The following is an 18,152-nucleotide window of genomic DNA, read 5'->3' as shown; positions in this document are numbered from 1 at the left end:
TCCCCACCAGCCCCCAGATTCACCCAGTTGTGGGGAGACTCCCCCACCTTTCCGGCGTGCCTCGCGAGTCTTTCCGCCATGGCCGGAGGCCTTGTGTGGCGCGGCCTCGCGGCCCGATTTCGACATGCTGGCACGCTCGTTGCGGAGGGCCCGGCAGCCGGCCTGTGGCAAAGCGAATGCGCAGGGAGGCGCCCACATTGCAAGAGGGAAAGCTCATGCAACGCACAATCCGCAAGGCCAGTATTCCGTTTTTCATCGTCGTTGCAGCCGGCCAGTCCCAGGCGGCGCTGTTCGACGTAGACCCCGGCCCCTACGAGCCGGCGCGCGGCTCCTTCGCCGCCTGGTACCAGGACACCCACGGCCGGACCCTCGACCTCTGCCTGTCGAAGACCGTCAGCTCACGGGTCGCCGGCGCACCCGGCGCCCCCAGCTACATGTGCTCGCTGCTGCCCGAGCCCGGCGTGTTCGATGACACCCAGGACATCGTCTTCCCGACCAACTTCCCCCCCGAGGCCTTCTGGTTCACCGCCGACGCCGCCATCACCGACGCCACCAGCGGCATCGCCCTGACCTACGGCGCGGCCATCGAGGCGGCCTTCGCGGTGGAGGAGCCGGCCGAAGGCGACCAGATCAGTTTCGCGCGCATCCGCATCCGGGTGGATGTCCCCACCATCGGCACCTACACCGTCACCCACCCCTATGGCGTCGAGGTCTTCGAGGTGACCGCGGATGACTTCGGCGACGATGGCGGCCGCGCCATCAACATGACCCGCGACATCGGCATCGGCGCGCCGAAGACCTACACCGGCGCCCTGGGTGGCGATATCGGCCCCTTCCTGCGCAGCGTCAACGGCCCCTATGTCGAGGTGAATCCGGAGAGCGGCGCCCAGGAGCGCTTCATCGGCGACCCGAACCTGGACGAGCCGGTCACCGGCAGCCCGTTCAACAGCAACTACGTGCGCATCCAGGGCCCTGGCGGCATCGACCTGCGCACCAACCTGTTCGCCATCTCCGGCAAGCTGTCCGACGTGATCCGCCCGACCCCGGTCATCGTCCAGCGCTCCACCTATTCGCGCAGCGGCGGCGAAGCGGGCGCCAGCGGCCAGCAGGACGTCTTCGTCATGGCGCCGCCGCCCCCCGGCACCGCCGAGTACCAGGACAGCGGCAACACCACCGTCCCCATGACCGAAGCCAACGCCACCGGCAACTGGTACGGCCAGTCCACCGGCAGCCCCACGCCGCTGGCGGACCTCGCGGTGACCGCCGACAACAGCGCGGCCATTCCGGAGAGCACCCCCACCACCCTGAACACCCGGCTGGTGGACCTGGTGCAGATCCAGCGCGCCGAGTACAGCCTCACCTCCGGGCAGCTGACCCTGGTGGCCAGCAGCAGCGACGAAACCTCACCGCCTGCGCTCACCGCCACCAGCAGCAGCGGCGCCGAAATCGGCGCGCTGGGCGGCGATGGCGCGACCAAGACCCTCACCACCGGTCTCTCGAACCCGCCCGCACGGGTCACCGTGGCCTCGGCCAGCGGCGGTGTGGATACCGAAGAAGTGGTCATCCTTCCCTAAGCGAACCCGGAGCCGAGCGCTCTAGCGCCAGGAGGCAACATGAACAAGTGGTCCTGCCTGTTCCTCACAACCCTGGGTCTCGCAGTCGGCGGCACCGGCGCGGTCCAGGCCGATCTCAAGGCCGTCGACCCGGGGCCCTACACGGCCGCCACCGGCCATTTCCCCCAGTGGTACCAGGATGAGAACGACCTCAGCCTGGAACTGTGCCAGTCCCGCACGCAGAGTTCGCGCGCACCGGGCTCCTACATGTGCACCCTGCTGCCGGAGCCGGGCCTCTACGACGACACCCAGCCCATGGTGTTCCCCAACAATTGGCCCAGCGAGCTGTTCTGGTTCATGGCTGAAGCCAGCATCCCCGCAGTCGGCAACAATGGCTACGAGCTGGAGGTGTACACCGCCGCCATCGAAGCCGCCTTCGCCCTGGAGGTGCCGCGCACCGGCGACCAGCAGAGCTTCGCGCGCATCCGCATCCGCGCCAGCGTGCCCCAGGCCGGCACCTACACCGTCACCCACCCCTACGGCGTGGAAACGGTGCGGGTCACTACCCCGGGCCGCCGGGCCATCAACCTCACCCGCGATATCGGCATCGGCGCCCCCGGCGTGTTCAGCGGCGCCCTGGGGGGCGATGTCGGCCCCTTCCTGCAGAGCGCCAACGGCCCGTACCCGGAGATCAACCCGGAAACCGGTGACACCGAACTCTTCATCGGCGACCCGAACCTCACGGAGCCGGTGATCGGCAGCCCCACCGGCAACAACTTCGTGAAGATCGAGGGCCCGGCCGGCTCCATCGAAACCAACCTGTTCGCGGTATCGGGCAAGATCCTCGACTCCCGCGCCGCGACCCAGGTGCAGATCGAACGCTCCAGCTATCGCCGCACCGCCCAGGGCACCCGCATCGAGGTGTTCGCCAGCGGGCCGGTGGGCGCCGAGCTGTGCTACCGGGAGACCCTGGAACTGGTGGAAGGCGCGACCAGGCCGGCCTGCCAGCTGGACATGGTCAACGACGGCAACGGGCATTTCTTCGCCCACAATCCGGCCCCGGCCACGCTGCCGCCCTTCGTGGTGGTCACCGCCACCGACCCGGCCGACGTCACCAAGCCGACCTCCCTCTCCAGCGAACTGACCGACCTGGTGAAGATCAGCACCGCGCGCTACTCCTGGGCCGATCGCTCGCTGACCATCGAAGCCAGCTCCAGCGATGAGGTGCAGGTCCCCGACCTCGCCGCCCAGGGCTTCGGCCGCATGACCAAGGCCGGCCCGCTGCAGATCCTGCGGGTCACCGACCTGGCGCAACCACCGGCCAGCATCACGGTGAAATCCGCCGCGGGCGGCGCCGATACCGAAGCCGTGACCGTGGTCGGCAGCGCCCCGGAACAGACGCCCAACACGCCGCCCGTGGCCCAGCCCGACAGCGCCAGCACCAGCTTCGGGGTGCCGGTGAGCATCAGCGTGCTGGCCAACGACAGTGACGTGGACGGCGATCTGCCGCTGAGCATCACCGGCCTCACCCAGCCGGCGGACGGCCTGGGCAGTGTCGTCCTGAACGGCAGCACCAGCCTGGTCTACACCCCGCCGCCGGTGGTCAACACCCCGCTGACCGCGACCTTCACCTACCGTGCCCAGGACGTGCGCGGCGAGGCGTCGGCGCCTGCCACCGTCACCGTCAGCGTCAGCCCGAACCAGCCGCCGGTGGCCGTGGCCGATACCGGCAGCACCCTGGGCGTACCACTGACCCTGAACGTGCTGGCCAACGACAGCGATCCGGAAGGCAACACACCGCTCTCCGTGGTCCTCGTAAGCCAGCCGGCGGCCGGCCAGGGCAGTGCCAGCACCGACGGCAGCAGCATCACCTACACGCCGCCAGCCACGGTCACCAGCGGCTTCACCACCAGCTTCAGCTACCAGGCCCGGGACGCCTTCGGCGCCCTCTCCGCCCCGGTCACGGTGACGGTGCAGGTCTCGCCGCCCCCGGCCACGGCCGAGAACCTGACGGTGACCACCGCCCTGGTCCGCAGCCGCTCCAACAACCGCTACACCTGGGAACTGGACGGCCAGAGCTCGATCACGACCGGCAACAGCATCAGCGTGACCGTGGCCACCACCACCGGGCCGGTGCTGCTGGGAACCACGACCGTGCCGGTGACCGGACGCTGGCGGCTGTCGGTGACCACCACCAACATCACCCCGGCCGCCACCCCGACGGCGACCATCACCACGTCCCACGGCACGGTCCGCACCGTGACCCTGGGCACCCGCTAGGAGCCGGCGATGAAACCCGCCGTCCTGCTGCGCATCGCCACCCTGCTGGCTTTCGGCCTGGGCAGCGCTGCGCTGCCGGCGGCGGACCTGATGGACAACTTCGACCTGGCCGGCGGCAACCCCGACCTCGGCGAGCCGCAGAGTGCACTGCCCGCCAGTGCGCCTGCCGACCAGCAGGCCCTGATACGCCAGCTGGGCGAGGCCAACGTCGCCCAGCTGAGCCAGAACGGCCAGTCATTGCTGGGGCAGATCCTGCAAGTCGGCAGCGACCAGGAAGCCTACATCCTCCAGGAGGGCATGCAGAACCTGGCATCCATCACCCAGCAGGGCGTGGGCAACCAGGCCTACATCTCCCAGAGCGGCGCCTACAACCGGGCCGAGATCGACCAGAACGGCGCCTACAACAACGCATCCATCGTGCAGTCCGGCGAAGGACTGAACAGCAGCATCACCCAGTACGGAAACGGCCTGAACGTGCAGGTGATCCAGCACTGACAGCGCACCCGAGAGACGAATGACCCGCAGGGAACCATCCCCAGGAGAAATCACATGTTCCAGTACAAACCACTCGCCGCCGCAATCCTGGCCCTGATCAGCCTCCAGGCCTTCGCCGACGACAGCCAGTCGACCCAGACCCAGGTCGGTACCGAGAACGTCGCCGAGGTGCTGCAGAGCGTCGCGCCCGGCAGCACCGCGTCCCAGACCCAGGACGGCGAAGGCAACGACGCCTACGCCGACCAGGCGGACGGCACCGGTGGCATCGGCCAGACCCAGGCCGGCACCTACAATGCCGCCATGGGCCTGCAGCGCTTCGAAACCGGCAGCCAGATCACCCACGACCAGACCGGCGCCAGCAACGGCGCCCACAGCGAGCAGCTGGGCAATCTGGAAAGCCGGGCGAGCATGACCCAGAACGGCAGCGAGAACTTCGCCTTCAGCTATCAGGACACCCAGGCCTACAGCACCATCGCCATCGAGCAGCTGGACGAGCAGAACGCCGCCTACGCCGAGCAGATCGTCGGCGCCGACAACCTCACCGAGATCCACCAGGGCGGCACCGGCAACGAGAGCAGCACCTGGCAGGTCGACCAGACCGGCAGCCGCATCGGCGTCCGGCAGTCCGGCCTGTACAACACCACCAACATCGACCAGAGCCAGGGCAGTGGCAACCAGGTGGATGTGATCCAGGGCGGCGACAGCAGCTACCTGGAGGTCTGGCAGACGGAGCAGGAAAACAGCCAGGTCAGCATCGACCAGGACGGCCTGCTCAACGAACTGGTGGTCGACCAGAGCTACGGTACCGACAACCTGGCCATCCTCAACCAGGCCGGCGACACCAACGCCGCCTGGGCCGACCAGTACGAGACCACCAACGCGGTCGCCAACATCGACCAGACCGGCAACAGCAACCTCGCCCTCACCTACCAGGAAGGCAGCAATCTCAGCCTGGCGGTCCGCCAGAACGGCGACGACAACAACGTCTACGCCAGCAACTGGCAGGGCGAGCAGGAAGGCGGCCAGTTCGGCACGGACCAGACCGCTGAGCTGGGCCAGAGCGGCAATGGCAACACCGCCAACTTCACCCAGACCGGAAACTACAACGAGCTGTACTTCGAGCAGATCGGCGATGGCAACACCCTGATGGTCACCCAGACCAACGTCGGCAACACCGTCGAGGGTTACAGCGAGGGCATGGGCAACGTCGTCGATATCGACCAGTCCGGCAGCGGCAACCTGAGCCAGACCTACCAGTCCGCCGGTGGAGAGAACATTGCCCGTATCACCCAGACCGACACCGGCAACTACTCCCTGGTCAGCCAGGCGGGCTGGAACAACCTGGCCACCGTCACCCAGAGCAATACCGGCATGAGCGCCACCATCGACCAGAACGGCAACGGCAACCGCGCCACCGTCACCCAGCAGTGAGCCCCGACGCCGCCGCCCACAGGGGCGGCGGCCCCTCCCCGCCATGCTCCTCGCCACCCTGCTGGCCAGCGCCAGCCTCCAGTTGCAACCCCAGGGCCCCGGCCAGGCCGACCTGCGCCTGTGCTTCGCCCCCGCGAGCCCGGCGCTGCGCTTCGAACTCCTGGTCATCGCCCAGGGCCCCGCCGGCCGTAGCCAGTCCCGCCAGAGCGGCACCGCCGACACCGATTGCCCGGTGCGCAACCGCCTCAGCCTGCCCGCCGCCAGCCACGTGGAAGCTCGGCTGAGATGGTGGGTGGACGGGGTGGAGCAGGAGCCGGTGACGGCCGAGCTATCCCTGTAAGGGCGAACTCACTTGAACTGACGAGGTAGGGTGCACCGTGCGCACCAGGGGTTGGGCGAGGCGCAGGGGCTGATCCCGCGATCGGTGCGCGCAGCGCACCCTAGGGTGGGGCAAGTGCCGACGTTGCGCCCCGGAGGTGTAGGTATCGCTTCGCGCTCAGGCGCTGGCCGGCGCCTCCGGCAAGGCTTCGCGGCCGGGAACGAAGGGCATGGTCCAGGGATTGAGTTCGCGCCCCTGGCGCTGCAGGCCCGCCCGCGCCTGCTCGATCACGCCGGCCAGGCTCGCGAGGTCGCCGTACTGATCGCTCGGGATGTGCTCGATGGACAGCATCTGCTGCCCCTGGACGTCGTGGACGCTGAGGCTGAAGCTGTCATCCGAGTCGTGGGCCTGGGCCTTGCATCCGTAGGGAACGAAGGCCTCGCAGGCCAGGCGCATGGCCGTGTGACGGGTAATGGGCGTGGACATGGCGGACTCCTGCAGGGTGGCTACCTCCGGTTGACCACCCCGCCACGGGCCCGGGTTCCGGCAATACGATGGAGGGTCACTGGATCGAAGCCTGCGCAGACCCCAGGTACTTCTTCAGGGAGGTCTGCTCCACCGGCTGGTCGCCGGCAGCCTGCCAGAGGTGGCGCTCCACGCCCTGGGCGATCAGGTGGGCCACGGCGGCCTCGATGGCCGACAGCACGCAGAGCTGTGCCGGCTCGTTGGTGGTGTAGCCGGCCTCGGCCTCCAGCAGCTCCTTGAATTCGATGAACTTGAACACGCTGGCGCTCTGCCCCACCGAGTAGATGGTCTTGGAGGTCATCACATTGGCCAGCACCATGCCGCTGCGCACGTCCACCGCCCGCAGGTTCACCGAGACCTGGTCCACCCGGTACTCGTGGGAGGCGCCTATGCCGAGGTAGCGGGCGCCTTCGCCGCCGCTGCGGACGTTGGTGTCGTAGGCGATGATGCCGCCCTCCAGCAGCAGGTTGGCGGCCTGCAACGGCGGCAGCTGGCGCTGGATGTTCGCGGGAGTGTCGGGCTTGTTCTGCGAGGCGCGGATGATCTTGCGTTCGGTCAGCACGTTCTGCAGGCCCTCGCGCTCCAGCACCATGAACCAGCCGCTGGCCTGCAGGGCGTCCACCAGCATGCTGGCGGCGCCCTGGGTGACGCTGGTGGAGAAGGAGCTGGCCGGGGTCGGCTTGTACTGCCCGGTCTGGTCGCGGAAGCCGTAGACGGCGGCCACCAGGCGGCCCTTCGGCCTGGGCAGGTCGAGCAGATCCTGATAGGTCGAAGCGCGCGGGGTCAGGGTCGGGACCTGGCCCTCGGTGTCGGCCGGCATCGGCTGGCGCACTCCGCAGCCTTGCAGGATGGCGAGCAGCAGGACCAGCATCAGCACTCTGTTCATGGTCGTGGCTTCCTGTCAGTGGACCTCAGTTGGCGGTGATACCGTCGACGACGATTTCCGACACCTCACCCGTGGCCCGGTCGGTGATCATGATGGTCAGTTCGCCGCCGTCGTCGATCATGTTGACGATGAAGGAGTCGGTGGTGAGGCTGCCGGTGTTGCCGTCCTGGATGTTGGTCAGGATCTGCGACAGCAGCCGCGACTCCAGCTGGCTGGTGAAGCGCTGCAGGGCGCTGGTGCTGGTCCGGCCGGAGAGGTCCGGGTCATCGTGGTCGTTCTGCGCCTGGGCGTTGTTGAGCAGCCAGGTGCCGTTCAGCGGGTTGCCGCCGAACGCCGGGTTGACCGGGGTGTAGACCAGTTCGGTGGCCTGGACGGAGCCGATCAGGCCGAACCCGAGCAGCCACGGGGAAAGTCTGTTCTTGTTCATAGTTCGTCCTTCTCCATGTCATGGGTGTCTTGCAGGAGGCGCTGCAGCTTCTGCTGGGCGATGGCCTCCAGCACCAGGTCCGCGGCCTCGTAGGCAACGGGTTGCAGTTCCGCGGTGTTCGGCGGCAGGAAGCGGCGGTAGAGCACGCGCTGTTCGTACTCCACCCAGACCAGGCTGCCCCAGCGGGCGTCGGGGCGTTCGCGCACCACCAGGTTGAAATCCAGCTTGCTGGTGTCGCGCAGGCGCTCGCTGAAGCCGCGATAGAACTCGTGGCCGATGTGGGAGATGGTGTAGTCGACGATGAAGCCCATGATCTCGTCTTCATCGGCGCGCGCCGTGCCCAGCGCGCAGCAGAAGACGAGGATGGCGAGCAGCGGCATGCGCGTCATGGCGTGGCCCTCGCGGGGGTGCCTTCCATGAAGGCTTTCTCGGCGACGAAGCGCCAGTCGGCGTAGCTGCCCATGCCCTCGAACTCCACCCACTCGGCGGGGAAATGCGCCTGCTTCAGCGGGCGCTGGCGGGACTGGCTGTAGAGGCCGGCGATGCGGCCGTCGAAGGAACGGATCAGGCCCCAGTCGGTGCTGCCGGTGACGGGGTCGGGGTAGAGCCTGCGCAGGTGGCGTACGGCCTGCGGAAAGCGGTTGTCTTCCAGCAGGTCTTCCAGGCTCGCCGGGTACTGGGCCACGCCCGGGGAGGCGCGGTAGTAGCTGCGCAGCGCCTGGGCGTACTGGCTGCCGACCCAGAGCAGGTCGCGTTCGCGGGCACGCTGGCTGGCGCTGGACCAGAGCTGCCCCGCGCCGGCCAGGGCCATCCCCATGAGCATCACGAGGAACAGCACGCCGAGGTAAGTGAAGCCCCGCTCACCAGTCCGCATAGAGGCTCCCGTCCCGCGCCTGCCCGGAGGCGCCGCTCTTGACGTCATAGACACTGCCCGGCGCGCCTTCCGGCGGTGGCAGCACCACCCAGAGGTCATTGCGCTCGGTGATGGGGTCCAGTGGCAGGGCGCGCAGGTAGCGCTGGGAAACCAGCTCCTCCATGGAATCAGGATAGCGCCCGGTGTCGCCGTAGAACTGGTCGAGGGCCTCGCGCATCACCGCCAGGCTCTGGCGCAGGGTGGTCTCCTTCGAATTCTCCAGGCTGGAGAAATAGCGTGGGACGGCGATGGTCATCAGGGTGGCGATGATGGCCATGACCACCAGCAGTTCGATCAGGGTGAAGCCTTTCTGCCTCGCCATCTTCACCACTCCCGGTAAGGCGTGCCGTTGAGGCCGTCGCCGCGGGCCAGGGAATAGACGTCGAACACGTCCACGCCGGGGCGCGGGTCGTCCGCCGGGCTCGCATAGGAACGCAGGCCCCAACTCTCCGCCGGCTCCAGGCGGGCGTCGGCGAAGGGGTCGCGGGGAATCCGCCGCAGGAAGAACAGGCGCTCGCCCTTGACGCTGCGCAGGTCGCGCACGCCGTCCACCAGTACCTGCAACGACGGCGGGTAGCCGGAACTGGCGACCGACTTCTCGATATGCCCGGCGTCGGCGGCCAGCTTGTAGGCATCGATGGCGTCGCGGATCTGATGCAGCGCGGTCTTGAGTTCCTGTTCCTTGCCCCGGCGGATCACCGTTTCGGCCAGGGGCGCGGCCATGCTGGCGAGCAGGCCGAGGATCGCCATGGCGATCACCAGTTCGATCAGCGAGAAGGCGGCCTGGCGTTTCATGGCTTCAGGCTCCCGCCCACGGGCGCGGGGTTGACCACCACCGTCGGCGCGCCGGGCAGCTCCACTCCCAGGGCCTCCACCGGGCCACGCACCCCGGGCACGCGCATGCTGCTCTCGGTGCCGGAGGGGAACTCCATGTCGTAGGGGCTCTGGTACGGCAGGTTGCGCACGATGCGCGGGGTGATCGACAGCACCAGTTCCGACTTGGCGAGCTGGTCGTTGTTGCTGCCGAACAGCCGGCCGATACCGGGGATATCACCGAGACCGGGGATCTTGTTGCCGCTGTTGGCCTGGTCGTTGCGCACCAGGCCGGCCAGCACCTGGGTCTCGCCGTCGCGCAGGCGCAGGGTGGTCTGGGCGTTGCGGGTGTCCACCTGGACCGGGATGGTGCCCTGCTGGGTCGGGGTCAGCGGCGTGGCGTTGCTCACCTCCAGGGCGATCTTGATGGCCACCTCGTTGTTCAGGTGCACCGTGGGCTGCACCTCCAGCTTCAGGCCGACGTCGAGGTAAGTGATGCTCTCGGTGATCACCGGGCCCTGGGTGGAGGGCACCGAGGTGGCGCTGACGATGGGCACCCGCTGGCCGATATGCACGCGCGCCTGCTCGCGGTTGCTGACGCGGATCACCGGGCTGGCCAGGGTGTTCACGTCATTGTCCTGGGCGTTGATCTTCAGCTGCGGCGACGGGGAGATGCTGATGCGGTCGGCGCCGATGCCCTTGAGCTGGTCGAGGATGGTCACCGGCGAGCCGTCGTCGTTGACCACACCGAAGGTGTTGGGCCACTGCAGGCCGAGGTCGAGGATGCGCTTGCGCGACACCTCCATCACTTCCACCTCCAGCACCACCTCGGGGTTGGACTGGTCCTGGGCCTGGAACAGCTTCTCGGCCAGGCGCACGGCGTCGGGGGTATCGCGCATGGTCAGGGTGTTGAGGCGCTCGTCGATGAACACATCGCGGGTCTTGAGCAGGGTCTTGACCAGGTTCATCGCCGTCGCCGCGTCGGTGTTGGTGAGGTAGAAAGTGCGCAGCACCAGGTCCTGGTAATCCTTCAGCTTCTGCGGCGAGTCGGGGTAGATGACGATGGTGTTGTCGTTCACCACCCGCTGGTGCAGCTGGTTCTGCTGCAGCAGCAGTTCCACCGCGTCCTCGATGGGCACGTCGCGGACGAAGATGGTGGCCTTCAGGTCCGGCCGCACATCCTTGTCGAAGATGAAGTTCAGCCCCGAGGTCTGCGCCAGAACTTCGAAGATCACCTTGAGGTTGGCGTCGCGGAATTCCAGGGTCACCGGGCGGTCCAGGCGCGAACGCAACTGCGGGTAGGGCGCGGCGGAACGGGCCTGGACCAGCTCGATGCTGCGCTGCAGTTCACGGGCGCCTTCATGCGCCGGGTCCAGGGCGAGGATGCCGCGCGCCTGGCGCGACGCCCCCACCACATCGCCGCGGCGCAGGTCGGTCTGGCCCTGGCGCAGCATGTCCTGGATATTGCGCTGCTGCTCGATCACATGCAGGCCGTCCAGCGCCCGCTGGTTGTGCTTCTCGATGCGCAGCACGCGCTCGTAGTTCAGCCGCGCGGTGGCGAAGTCGCGCTGGCTGCGGGCCAGGTCGGCGTTGCCCAGCAGGGCCTTCACCGCCCGCTCGCGCTGGGTGGTCAGGGCCATCTGCGCACCGACGTCGCGGGGCGACTCGCGGGCAGCCCGCTCCAGCTTGGCCAGGCCCTCCTCGAACTGGCCGGCGTCGATCAGGTCCAGCCCCTCGCGCTGGGCCAGGTTGGTGGCGCAGCCGGCCAGCAGCACCAGGGCGAGACAGCAGGCCAGGCGGTTCATGGCGCACGCCCCACGGCCAGGCTCTGGGCGATGTCGAGGGGCAGGTAGACCAGGGTCATGCGCTCGGGGTCGATGCGCTGGACCTTGTAGGTCTTGCCGATCAGGTCGCCTTCGCGCACCACCAGCACCTCTTCGCCGCGCAGCAGGAAGACCTGCAGCTGCTGGCGGTCGTCCAGCTTGCCGATGAAGGTGAAGGGCAGCGGTGGCGCCGTGGGCCGGGCCCTGGGCGCGGCGGTCGGGGCAGCCATCGGCGGAGGTGGCGGCGGCGCCACGTACCAGCTCTGCGCGGCGAACAGGTCGGCGGCCGGCACCGCCACCGGGGCCACCGCTGCCGGCGGCACCATCTCGGCCGGCGCGGCCTGCGGCTTCGCCATGGCCGGCCGGACGTTGCGCGGCATGGCCTGGGGTTCGGCGTGTTCGCCGAAGAATTCGGGCGCCACCGCGAGGACGGCGGCCGAGCCGAGAAATGCCAACCAGAACAGACGGCGTGCCATGGTCACCTCGCCAGGTACAGGGTCATGCGGATGCGTCCCTCGAGTTCCGAGTCGGCGATCTGCTTGCGTTGCAGGTCCACCTCTTCCAGGGCCAGGGCGGGCAGTTGCGCCTGCAGGCCGTGGAGGAATCGGCGCAGCTGCGGGTAGCTGCCGCGAACCGGCAGCAATACCTGGTAGCGCGCCAGGCGGGTGCGGGGATCGAGCCCGAGGGCGTACTCGCCGCGGGCCAGGGCGATGCCCTCCTGTTGGGCCAGGGCATAGATGCGGTCGATGGCGCCGGTGGCATCCAGCTGGGCCGGCAGGTTGCGGCGAAAATCCTCCAGCTGCCCCGCCGGCACGCCCTTGACCGGCCTGGCGGGCTCGGCGGCGCTGGCCAGCTGGGCACGGTCCGCGGCCAGGCGGCGGTCCATCTCCGCCAGGGCCTGGCGCCCCGGCAGGAAGCCGAACAGGGCGTAGCCCAGGGCCAGGCCCAGCAGCGCGCCCCCGGCCAGGCCCGGCCAGCCGAGGCGGCGCGCCTGCTCGATGAGGATCAGCCTAGGGACGCGCATCCTTCACCTCCCAGGTCGCCAGCAGGTTGAAGCGGATGGGGCGCTCGGCCTGTTCGGTGACCATCTCGTGGTTGAGCAGGGAGACGTCGCGCAGTGCGTCGCTCGCTTCCAGGTCGCGGTGGAAGGCGAGCATGGCCGGCAGGTCACGGGCTTCGGCGGCAATGCGCAGCTGGCCCTTGCGCGCATCCGGGGCCAGGGACAGCAGGGCCACGTCCTTGCGCGGCTGGGCTTCGAGCATGGCGAACAGGCCATCCCAGGGCAGGTTCATCTGCGCGGTGATGCGGCGCATCTCCGCCAGGCTGGCGGCGCGGGCCTTTTCCTCGCTGGCGGACAGCGGCGCCTGGCGCAGGCCGCGCTGTTGCAGCTGGCGCTCGATGCGCTGCAGTTCGGCGCTACGCGCCTCGATCTCGCTACACAGGTCCAGGCGGGCGACGAGCATCAGCACGCCCATCAGCATCCCGCCGCCGAGGAGTATCCAGCCGGGAATGCTGGAGACGGGGTTGTGCTGGAAGTCCAGTTCGATCGGGCGCATTCAATTCACCGTCATCGCCATGGCAAGGAGGGGGTCGTCGCCCTGCCCGTCGGGCAGCTCGGCATCCAGGTGCGCAACGCCGGCGGCGACCCGCCCGGCGCGACCCGGTGCATGCAGGTAGAGCGCGGCTGGCGCCTCATGCTCCAGGCCTTGAAGCTGGCTTTCGCGGGCGATCAGGTCGTCCAGCGCGGCAGCGCTCCCGTCCAGGGCCACCGAACGCACGGCCGTCCAGCGGCCGCCACGGGCCAGCAACAGGCTGCCGCGGCCGGGCTCGGCCACCAGGAAGAGGAAGTCATCGGCGGCCAGTGCCGGGCGAAAACGATTGAAGGCGGCCATCAGGTAGGGCTGCACCGAGCTGACCCGCATGCCGCCGGCCCTGGCCAGGACGCGCAGCTGCGCAAGCAGTTCCGCCGGCATGGCGGCGGCCAGGCGCGGGCGGCCGGCGGCCTCCGGCGACAGGCACAGCTGCCAGCCCGCGTCGAGCTCGCCGTAGATGTCCTCGAAGCAGAGGCGTGCGTAGCCGGCCAGTTCCTCGGGGCTGTTGATCGCGTCGCTCCAGGGCACCAGGCAGAAACGCGTGTAGTGGCTGCCGAGCAGCACCCGCAGGGACGCGCGCCCCGGCCTGCGGCGCTCCAGCAGGGGCTGCAGCGCCGCCAGGGCGGCCGGCCAGGCCGGGCCGCCGACGCCGCCTACGTCGGCACTGCCGAGCCACTGGCGGTCGCGGCTGCGGTACAGGCCCACGCTCTGCGGGCCGAGCACGGCGGTATAGGCCTCAGGCCACAAAGGTGACACGGTTGATCTCCTCCAGCGTGGTGCGGCCTTCGCGGACCAGGTCCAGGGCCGAGGTGCGCAGCAGGCGCAGGCCGCGCCTGACCGCCAGTTCCTTGATGCGGCTGATGGGCTGGCGCTCGATGATCAGCTGGCGCAGGTCGTCGTCCAGGCGCAGCAGCTCGGCGATGGCGGTGCGCCCGCGATATCCCGTGCCCCGGCAGCGGCCGCAGCCCGGGCAACTGACGAAGCGGTACCCGCCTGCCGTGGCCGGGTCGATGCCGGAGGCCAGCAGTTCTTCCTCGGCGGGCACCACGGCCTCGGCGCAGCTGGGGCAGGCCAGGCGGATCAGGCGCTGGGCGAGCACGGCGTTGAGGGCGGAAACGAAGCTGTAGGGGTCCACCTCCATCTGGGCGAAGCGGCCGATCACGTCGAACACGTTGTTGGCGTGGATGGTGGTGAACACCAGGTGGCCGGTGAGGGCCGACTGCACGGCGATCTGCGCGGTATCGGGGTCGCGGATCTCGCCAACCATGATCTTGTCCGGGTCATGCCGCAGGATCGAGCGCAGGCCACGGGCGAAGGTCAGGCCCTTCTTCTCGTTCACCGGGATCTGCAGCACACCGGGGAGCTGGTACTCCACCGGGTCTTCGATGGTGATGATCTTGTCCACGCCGTGGTTGATCTCGGTGATCATGGCGTAGAGCGTGGTGGTCTTGCCGCTGCCGGTGGGGCCGGTGACCAGCACCATGCCATAGGGCTCGGCGGCCAGCCGGCGCAGGCTGCGCAGGGTGCCGTCCTCGAAGCCCAGGGCCTCCAGGCGCACGCCATGGACCTGGTCGGCCAGGTCCTGCTTGTCCAGCACCCGCAGTACCGCGTCCTCGCCGAAGATGCTCGGCATGATGGACACGCGGAAGTCGATTTGCCGGCCGTTGATGCCGATCTTGAAGCGGCCGTCCTGGGGCACGCGCTTCTCGCCGATGTCCAGCTCGGCCATCACCTTGACCCGCGAGATCACCTGCTCGGCCAGTTCCACCCCGGCTACCCGACTGGCGCCGCCCAGCACGCCGTCGATGCGGTACTTGATGGACAGGCCGTTGCCGGTCATGCCCAGGTGGATATCGCTGGCGTGCAGCTTGAGGGCGTCATAGAGGGTGGAGTTGACCAGCTTCACCACCACGCTGGAGTCTTCGCTGATGCGCGCCAGGGAGAGGGTTTCCAGGGCCTCGCCTTCCTGGGCGACGCCGGTCTCGGCCTGCAGCGACTCGACGGCGTGGAAGCTTTCTTCATGGCGTTCGAGGAAGGCCGCCAGTTCGCGGGGGTGGACCAGATGGAGCGGCGCGCCCTGGCGCTGCTCTTCGATCCAGGCCAGGCGCGCCTCGTCGAAGGGGTCGGCGAAGACCCCCAGGGTTTCGCCATCCAGCTCCAGCAGCACGAACTCGCGCTTCAGGGACTGGGCCAGGGGAATGCGCTCGAAGGCGGGGGTACCGCGGCCCAGGGCCTCGAAGGCCAGCACCGGGTAATGCAGGGTGTTGCCCAGACACCGGGCGAAGGTTTCCGGCGGCAGGTCGGCCAGTTCGTCGAGGGCGTCAACCAGGCGCTGCCCCAGGTCGACCGAACGCTTGCGCGCGGCGCGCATCAGTTCGGTATCGAAGCGCTCCGGTTCCGGCTGCGCGTGGGGATGGCTGTCCATGTTGTGCCTCCGAGGGTCCTGGCGATCCGGCCATGCCGGAACTCGCCCTCGACTGGACATACGCACGCATCGTGCCAGCCGTTTTTGTCCCTGGAGGGGGCGCTAAGTCGCTGATTTCAAATGGAGGTATTTCCCCCGCCAGCGGGGGTTTCCCCAAAACCGGGGGAATGGCCGATTTCGGCCTTGTGCCAGACCCCAGATATGGGGAAGGGGGCTGGAAGCTGGAAGCTGGAAGCTGGAAGCTGGACGAATTGTCCCCGTGCGTAGGGTGGATGTCGCTCTTTACATCCACCAACGGCGCCCGGCCGAGCCCCCAATGGTGGACCGGTGAAGCGTGGTCCACCCTACGGGATTGGAGGCTGGAAGCTGAACGAATTGTCCCCGCCCGACCGCATGGGTTTCGCTCCGCTCTACCCATCCTACGAGCTGCGGCTTTTCGTCCAGCCTTCAGCCTTCAGCGCTTTTGTCGGCTCTTGTCTTAGAGCCCGACGAGCACCTCCACCCTGCCCTTCTCGCGCAGTTTCTCCAGCGCCGCCTCGCGGCCCTGGGCCACGCGTTGGCCGGTGAGGTACTGGCGCACCAGGGCCAGGCCGCGTGCTTCGTCCATGGCCGGGTCGAGCTGCAGCTTGAGGCCATCGTAGGTGGCGCGGACTTCCTCGTCGCTGGGCGGAGTCACCTCGGCCAGTTTGTCCAGCACCCGGCTGGCCACCAGTTCGTGGCGCAGGTAGTCGCGGTAGTCGGCCTCGTCGAAACCGGCTTCCTCCAGGGCACGGGCGAAGCCCTGGGTGTCGCCGAAGGCGGCCTGCATCTCGGCCAGGCTGGCGGCGATCTCCTCGTCCGTCACGCTCACCTCGAGGCGACCGGCCTCCTGCCAGAGCAGCTCCTTGTCGATCAGCTGTTGCAAGGCCTCGCGCTTGAGGCGCTTGTAGACCGCCGGACTGCGGATGGCGCCCACCTGGCGGCCCTGGATCTTCAGGTAGTCGGCGAAGTGCCGCTCCAGGCGGAAATTGCTGATGTCGGTGCCGTTGACTCGCGCGGCGATGCCGGTCTCGCCGGCCAGCACCAGGGGCGTGAGCACGCCGATGATCAGGCCGAGCCAGGGATTGCCTTTCATGCCTATAGCCTCGTGTCGACTTTTACGAACCGCCCCAGCGGACGGAAGCTCTGCCCGTCCAGGTCCACCGTGACGATATGCGCCCCCGCCAACCCCATGCGCTGCCCCGGGCCGAAACTCAGTGCCGGGGTCAGGCCGGTAGGGAAGCCGTGCAGCGCCTCCAGGGCACTGACCAGCTTCTCGCGGCTGGCGTCGCGACCGGCGCGCTTGAGTCCCTCGCCGAGCAGCACGGCGGCGCAGTAGGCGCCGACCTGGAGCAGCGCATGCTGGTCGCCCAGGCCCTGGCTGCGGCGGATTTCCTGCAGCGCCGCCTCGCCTGCCGGCGTCCAGTCGGCAGGCATGAAGGGATAGGCGAGGAACAGTCGCCCGGAGAAGCGCGGCGGGATGCCCAGGGCGCTGCCGGCCACCTGGGCCGAGGCGGCGAACAGATAGGGCGTCAGGTCCGCCGCCTGGAGCTGGTCGGCCAGCCGGACGAAGGCCTCCGACTGGCCAAGGAAGAACACTCCCTGGGCGCCCTTCGCTGCATGGCCGAGGGCGCCATCATTGCTTGTGGCGTCGTAGTCCAGCAGGCGCACGCGCGACCAGCCCTGGCCCATCAGGCGCAGGGCTAGGGCTTCGGCCAGTACCTGCTGCCGGTCAGTACCGGGATAGGCCACCACGGCTTCCGACCGCTCCAGGCCCAGGTCGCTACTGGCATAACCGGCCAGGGCGAAGAGCTGTTCTCGCAGCCCCGGCAGCACGTTGAACACCAGGGGGTCGAAGCGGGTTTCGGTGGACAGCGCCAAAGGACCGACCAGGGGTACGCCAGCCTTGCCCAGCAGCCCGGCGAGGTCGGCATCCCGCACCGGGACCAGGGGCGCCAGCAGGGCGAAGACCTGGTCCTGGCCCAGCAACTGCTCCAGCGCGCGCTCCGTGCTTTGCCGGTCCGTGCCCGGGTCGCGCACCACCAGGGTCAATTGCCGGCCGTGGATGCCGCCGGCCCGGTTGACCTGGGCCAGGGCGCCACGCAGCACCGCTTCCACCGTATCGCCCAGCTCGGCAAGCGGCCCCTCGGACGGCAGCAGGGTACCGAGGCGCAGTTCGGCTTCCTGCACGCCCGGGTCGCGGTCGTCCTCCAGGCGCTTGAGGTAGGCGGTGAGGTTGGCCATGTCGCGCAGGGACATGACGAAGCGCGGCATGGCCGGGTCCAGGCGGTTGCCGGCGGGGTCGCGGCCTTCGCTCACCGCACGGGCCAGGGTGCCCTCGTCATAGGGGCCATGGCTGCGACCGTTGGCCTGCACCTGGCCGTAGGGGCGGGATAGGCGCCGCCAGGTGATGTCCGGCGGCCGCACGCCGCCTTCGGGGCGGCCCCGGCCATCGGCGCCATGGCAGTTGGCGCAGGGCATCACCGCCGCCGGCACCAGGGTGTCGGCGGCGCCGACCCGCGCGCTGATCTCGCCATTGGCCGAGCCCAGCCCTTCCAGGTAGATGCGCCGGCCGGCCGCCTCCCCGGGGCTGAGATCCAGCGCCAGGGCCGCCTGGGCGAACAGGGTGACCAGCAGCAGCGCCCGCCACAT

At 69.0% G+C, this 18,152-nt stretch carries 20 protein-coding genes; 5 read left to right on the top strand and 15 right to left on the bottom strand.

Going from position 1 to position 18,152, the window contains the following annotated elements; genetic code table 11:
* Positions 1–215: 215 nt before the first annotated feature.
* From ACFPU0_RS16200 to ACFPU0_RS16180, 5 genes are read left to right on the top strand one after another with little or no spacing between them, the layout of a single operon-like run.
* Positions 216–1,574, top strand: coding sequence for a hypothetical protein (locus ACFPU0_RS16200; protein ID WP_377694201.1), 1,359 nt, complete (start codon positions 216–218; stop codon positions 1,572–1,574).
* Between the two features lie 39 nt (positions 1,575–1,613).
* Positions 1,614–3,833 (top strand): Ig-like domain-containing protein, encoded by a 2,220-nt coding sequence (locus tag ACFPU0_RS16195; RefSeq protein ID WP_377694200.1) that lies wholly within the window; start codon positions 1,614–1,616, stop codon positions 3,831–3,833.
* Between the two features lie 9 nt (positions 3,834–3,842).
* The gene (locus ACFPU0_RS16190; RefSeq protein ID WP_377694198.1) at positions 3,843–4,328 is read left to right on the top strand and encodes a curlin; all 486 of its coding nucleotides are present in this window, start codon (positions 3,843–3,845) and stop codon (positions 4,326–4,328) included.
* A 54-nt stretch (positions 4,329–4,382) separates the two neighbouring features.
* Positions 4,383–5,759, top strand: a complete 1,377-nt coding sequence (locus ACFPU0_RS16185; protein ID WP_377694196.1) for a curlin — start codon at positions 4,383–4,385, stop codon at positions 5,757–5,759.
* Positions 5,760–5,802: 43 nt separating this feature from the next.
* Positions 5,803–6,099 carry a hypothetical protein gene (locus ACFPU0_RS16180; RefSeq protein WP_377694195.1) on the top strand — a complete coding sequence of 99 codons (297 nt, stop codon included), beginning with the start codon at positions 5,803–5,805 and terminating at the stop codon, positions 6,097–6,099.
* A 156-nt stretch (positions 6,100–6,255) separates the two neighbouring features.
* On the opposite strand, the gene ACFPU0_RS16175 is transcribed toward ACFPU0_RS16180, so the two are convergent.
* The 15 genes from ACFPU0_RS16175 to ACFPU0_RS16105 all read right to left on the bottom strand — a co-directional run bounded on the left by ACFPU0_RS16175 (position 6,256) and on the right by ACFPU0_RS16105 (position 18,152).
* On the bottom strand, positions 6,256–6,564 hold the full coding sequence (locus tag ACFPU0_RS16175; RefSeq protein WP_377694194.1) for a hypothetical protein: 309 nt from the start codon (positions 6,562–6,564) through the stop codon (positions 6,256–6,258).
* 76 nt (positions 6,565–6,640) lie between these two features.
* Positions 6,641–7,489 carry a CsgG/HfaB family protein gene (locus tag ACFPU0_RS16170; RefSeq protein ID WP_377694193.1) on the bottom strand — a complete coding sequence of 283 codons (849 nt, stop codon included), beginning with the start codon at positions 7,487–7,489 and terminating at the stop codon, positions 6,641–6,643.
* Positions 7,490–7,514: 25 nt separating this feature from the next.
* Positions 7,515–7,916, bottom strand: a complete 402-nt coding sequence (locus ACFPU0_RS16165; protein WP_377694191.1) for a curli assembly protein CsgF — start codon at positions 7,914–7,916, stop codon at positions 7,515–7,517.
* Positions 7,913–8,296 carry a curli production assembly/transport protein CsgE gene (gene csgE, locus ACFPU0_RS16160; protein ID WP_377694323.1) on the bottom strand — a complete coding sequence of 128 codons (384 nt, stop codon included), beginning with the start codon at positions 8,294–8,296 and terminating at the stop codon, positions 7,913–7,915. Before csgE ends, ACFPU0_RS16165 begins: the two co-directional genes overlap by 4 nt.
* Before the next feature lie 5 nt (positions 8,297–8,301).
* Entirely contained in the window at positions 8,302–8,790 is a 489-nt protein-coding gene (locus ACFPU0_RS16155) for a type II secretion system protein (protein ID WP_377694190.1), read from the bottom strand.
* A complete protein-coding gene (locus tag ACFPU0_RS16150; RefSeq protein WP_377694189.1) occupies positions 8,777–9,151 on the bottom strand; it encodes a type II secretion system protein in 375 nt (124 codons plus the stop codon). The genes ACFPU0_RS16155 and ACFPU0_RS16150 overlap by 14 nt, the downstream gene beginning before the upstream one ends.
* Positions 9,152–9,153: 2 nt before the next feature.
* Positions 9,154–9,624: a type II secretion system protein gene (locus ACFPU0_RS16145; protein ID WP_377694187.1), complete on the bottom strand. Its 471-nt coding sequence runs from the start codon at positions 9,622–9,624 to the stop codon at positions 9,154–9,156.
* Positions 9,621–11,447, bottom strand: coding sequence for a secretin N-terminal domain-containing protein (locus tag ACFPU0_RS16140; protein WP_377694186.1), 1,827 nt, complete (start codon positions 11,445–11,447; stop codon positions 9,621–9,623). Before ACFPU0_RS16140 ends, ACFPU0_RS16145 begins: the two co-directional genes overlap by 4 nt.
* Complete coding sequence (locus tag ACFPU0_RS16135; protein ID WP_377694185.1) at positions 11,444–11,941, bottom strand: secretion system X translation initiation factor; 498 nt, start codon at positions 11,939–11,941, stop codon at positions 11,444–11,446. Before ACFPU0_RS16135 ends, ACFPU0_RS16140 begins: the two co-directional genes overlap by 4 nt.
* 2 nt (positions 11,942–11,943) lie before the next feature.
* A complete protein-coding gene (locus ACFPU0_RS16130) occupies positions 11,944–12,489 on the bottom strand; it encodes a GspMb/PilO family protein (RefSeq protein WP_377694183.1) in 546 nt (181 codons plus the stop codon).
* Positions 12,476–13,021 carry a pilus assembly protein gene (locus ACFPU0_RS16125; RefSeq protein ID WP_377694182.1) on the bottom strand — a complete coding sequence of 182 codons (546 nt, stop codon included), beginning with the start codon at positions 13,019–13,021 and terminating at the stop codon, positions 12,476–12,478. Before ACFPU0_RS16125 ends, ACFPU0_RS16130 begins: the two co-directional genes overlap by 14 nt.
* Complete coding sequence (locus ACFPU0_RS16120; protein ID WP_377694181.1) at positions 13,022–13,813, bottom strand: hypothetical protein; 792 nt, start codon at positions 13,811–13,813, stop codon at positions 13,022–13,024.
* Entirely contained in the window at positions 13,794–15,482 is a 1,689-nt protein-coding gene (locus ACFPU0_RS16115) for a GspE/PulE family protein (RefSeq protein WP_377694180.1), read from the bottom strand. The genes ACFPU0_RS16120 and ACFPU0_RS16115 overlap by 20 nt, the downstream gene beginning before the upstream one ends.
* Before the next feature lie 478 nt (positions 15,483–15,960).
* Positions 15,961–16,596 (bottom strand): SurA N-terminal domain-containing protein, encoded by a 636-nt coding sequence (locus tag ACFPU0_RS16110; RefSeq protein WP_377694178.1) that lies wholly within the window; start codon positions 16,594–16,596, stop codon positions 15,961–15,963.
* A gap of 2 nt (positions 16,597–16,598) precedes the next feature.
* The gene (locus tag ACFPU0_RS16105) at positions 16,599–18,152 is read right to left on the bottom strand and encodes an ABC transporter substrate-binding protein (protein ID WP_377694177.1); all 1,554 of its coding nucleotides are present in this window, start codon (positions 18,150–18,152) and stop codon (positions 16,599–16,601) included.

Source organism: Pseudomonas sp. GCM10022186, from assembly GCF_042656385.1.
Classification (GTDB): domain Bacteria; phylum Pseudomonadota; class Gammaproteobacteria; order Pseudomonadales; family Pseudomonadaceae; genus Metapseudomonas.
Note: the sequence above shows the minus strand (reverse complement) of the source record. Positions and strands in the feature narration are given on the sequence as shown.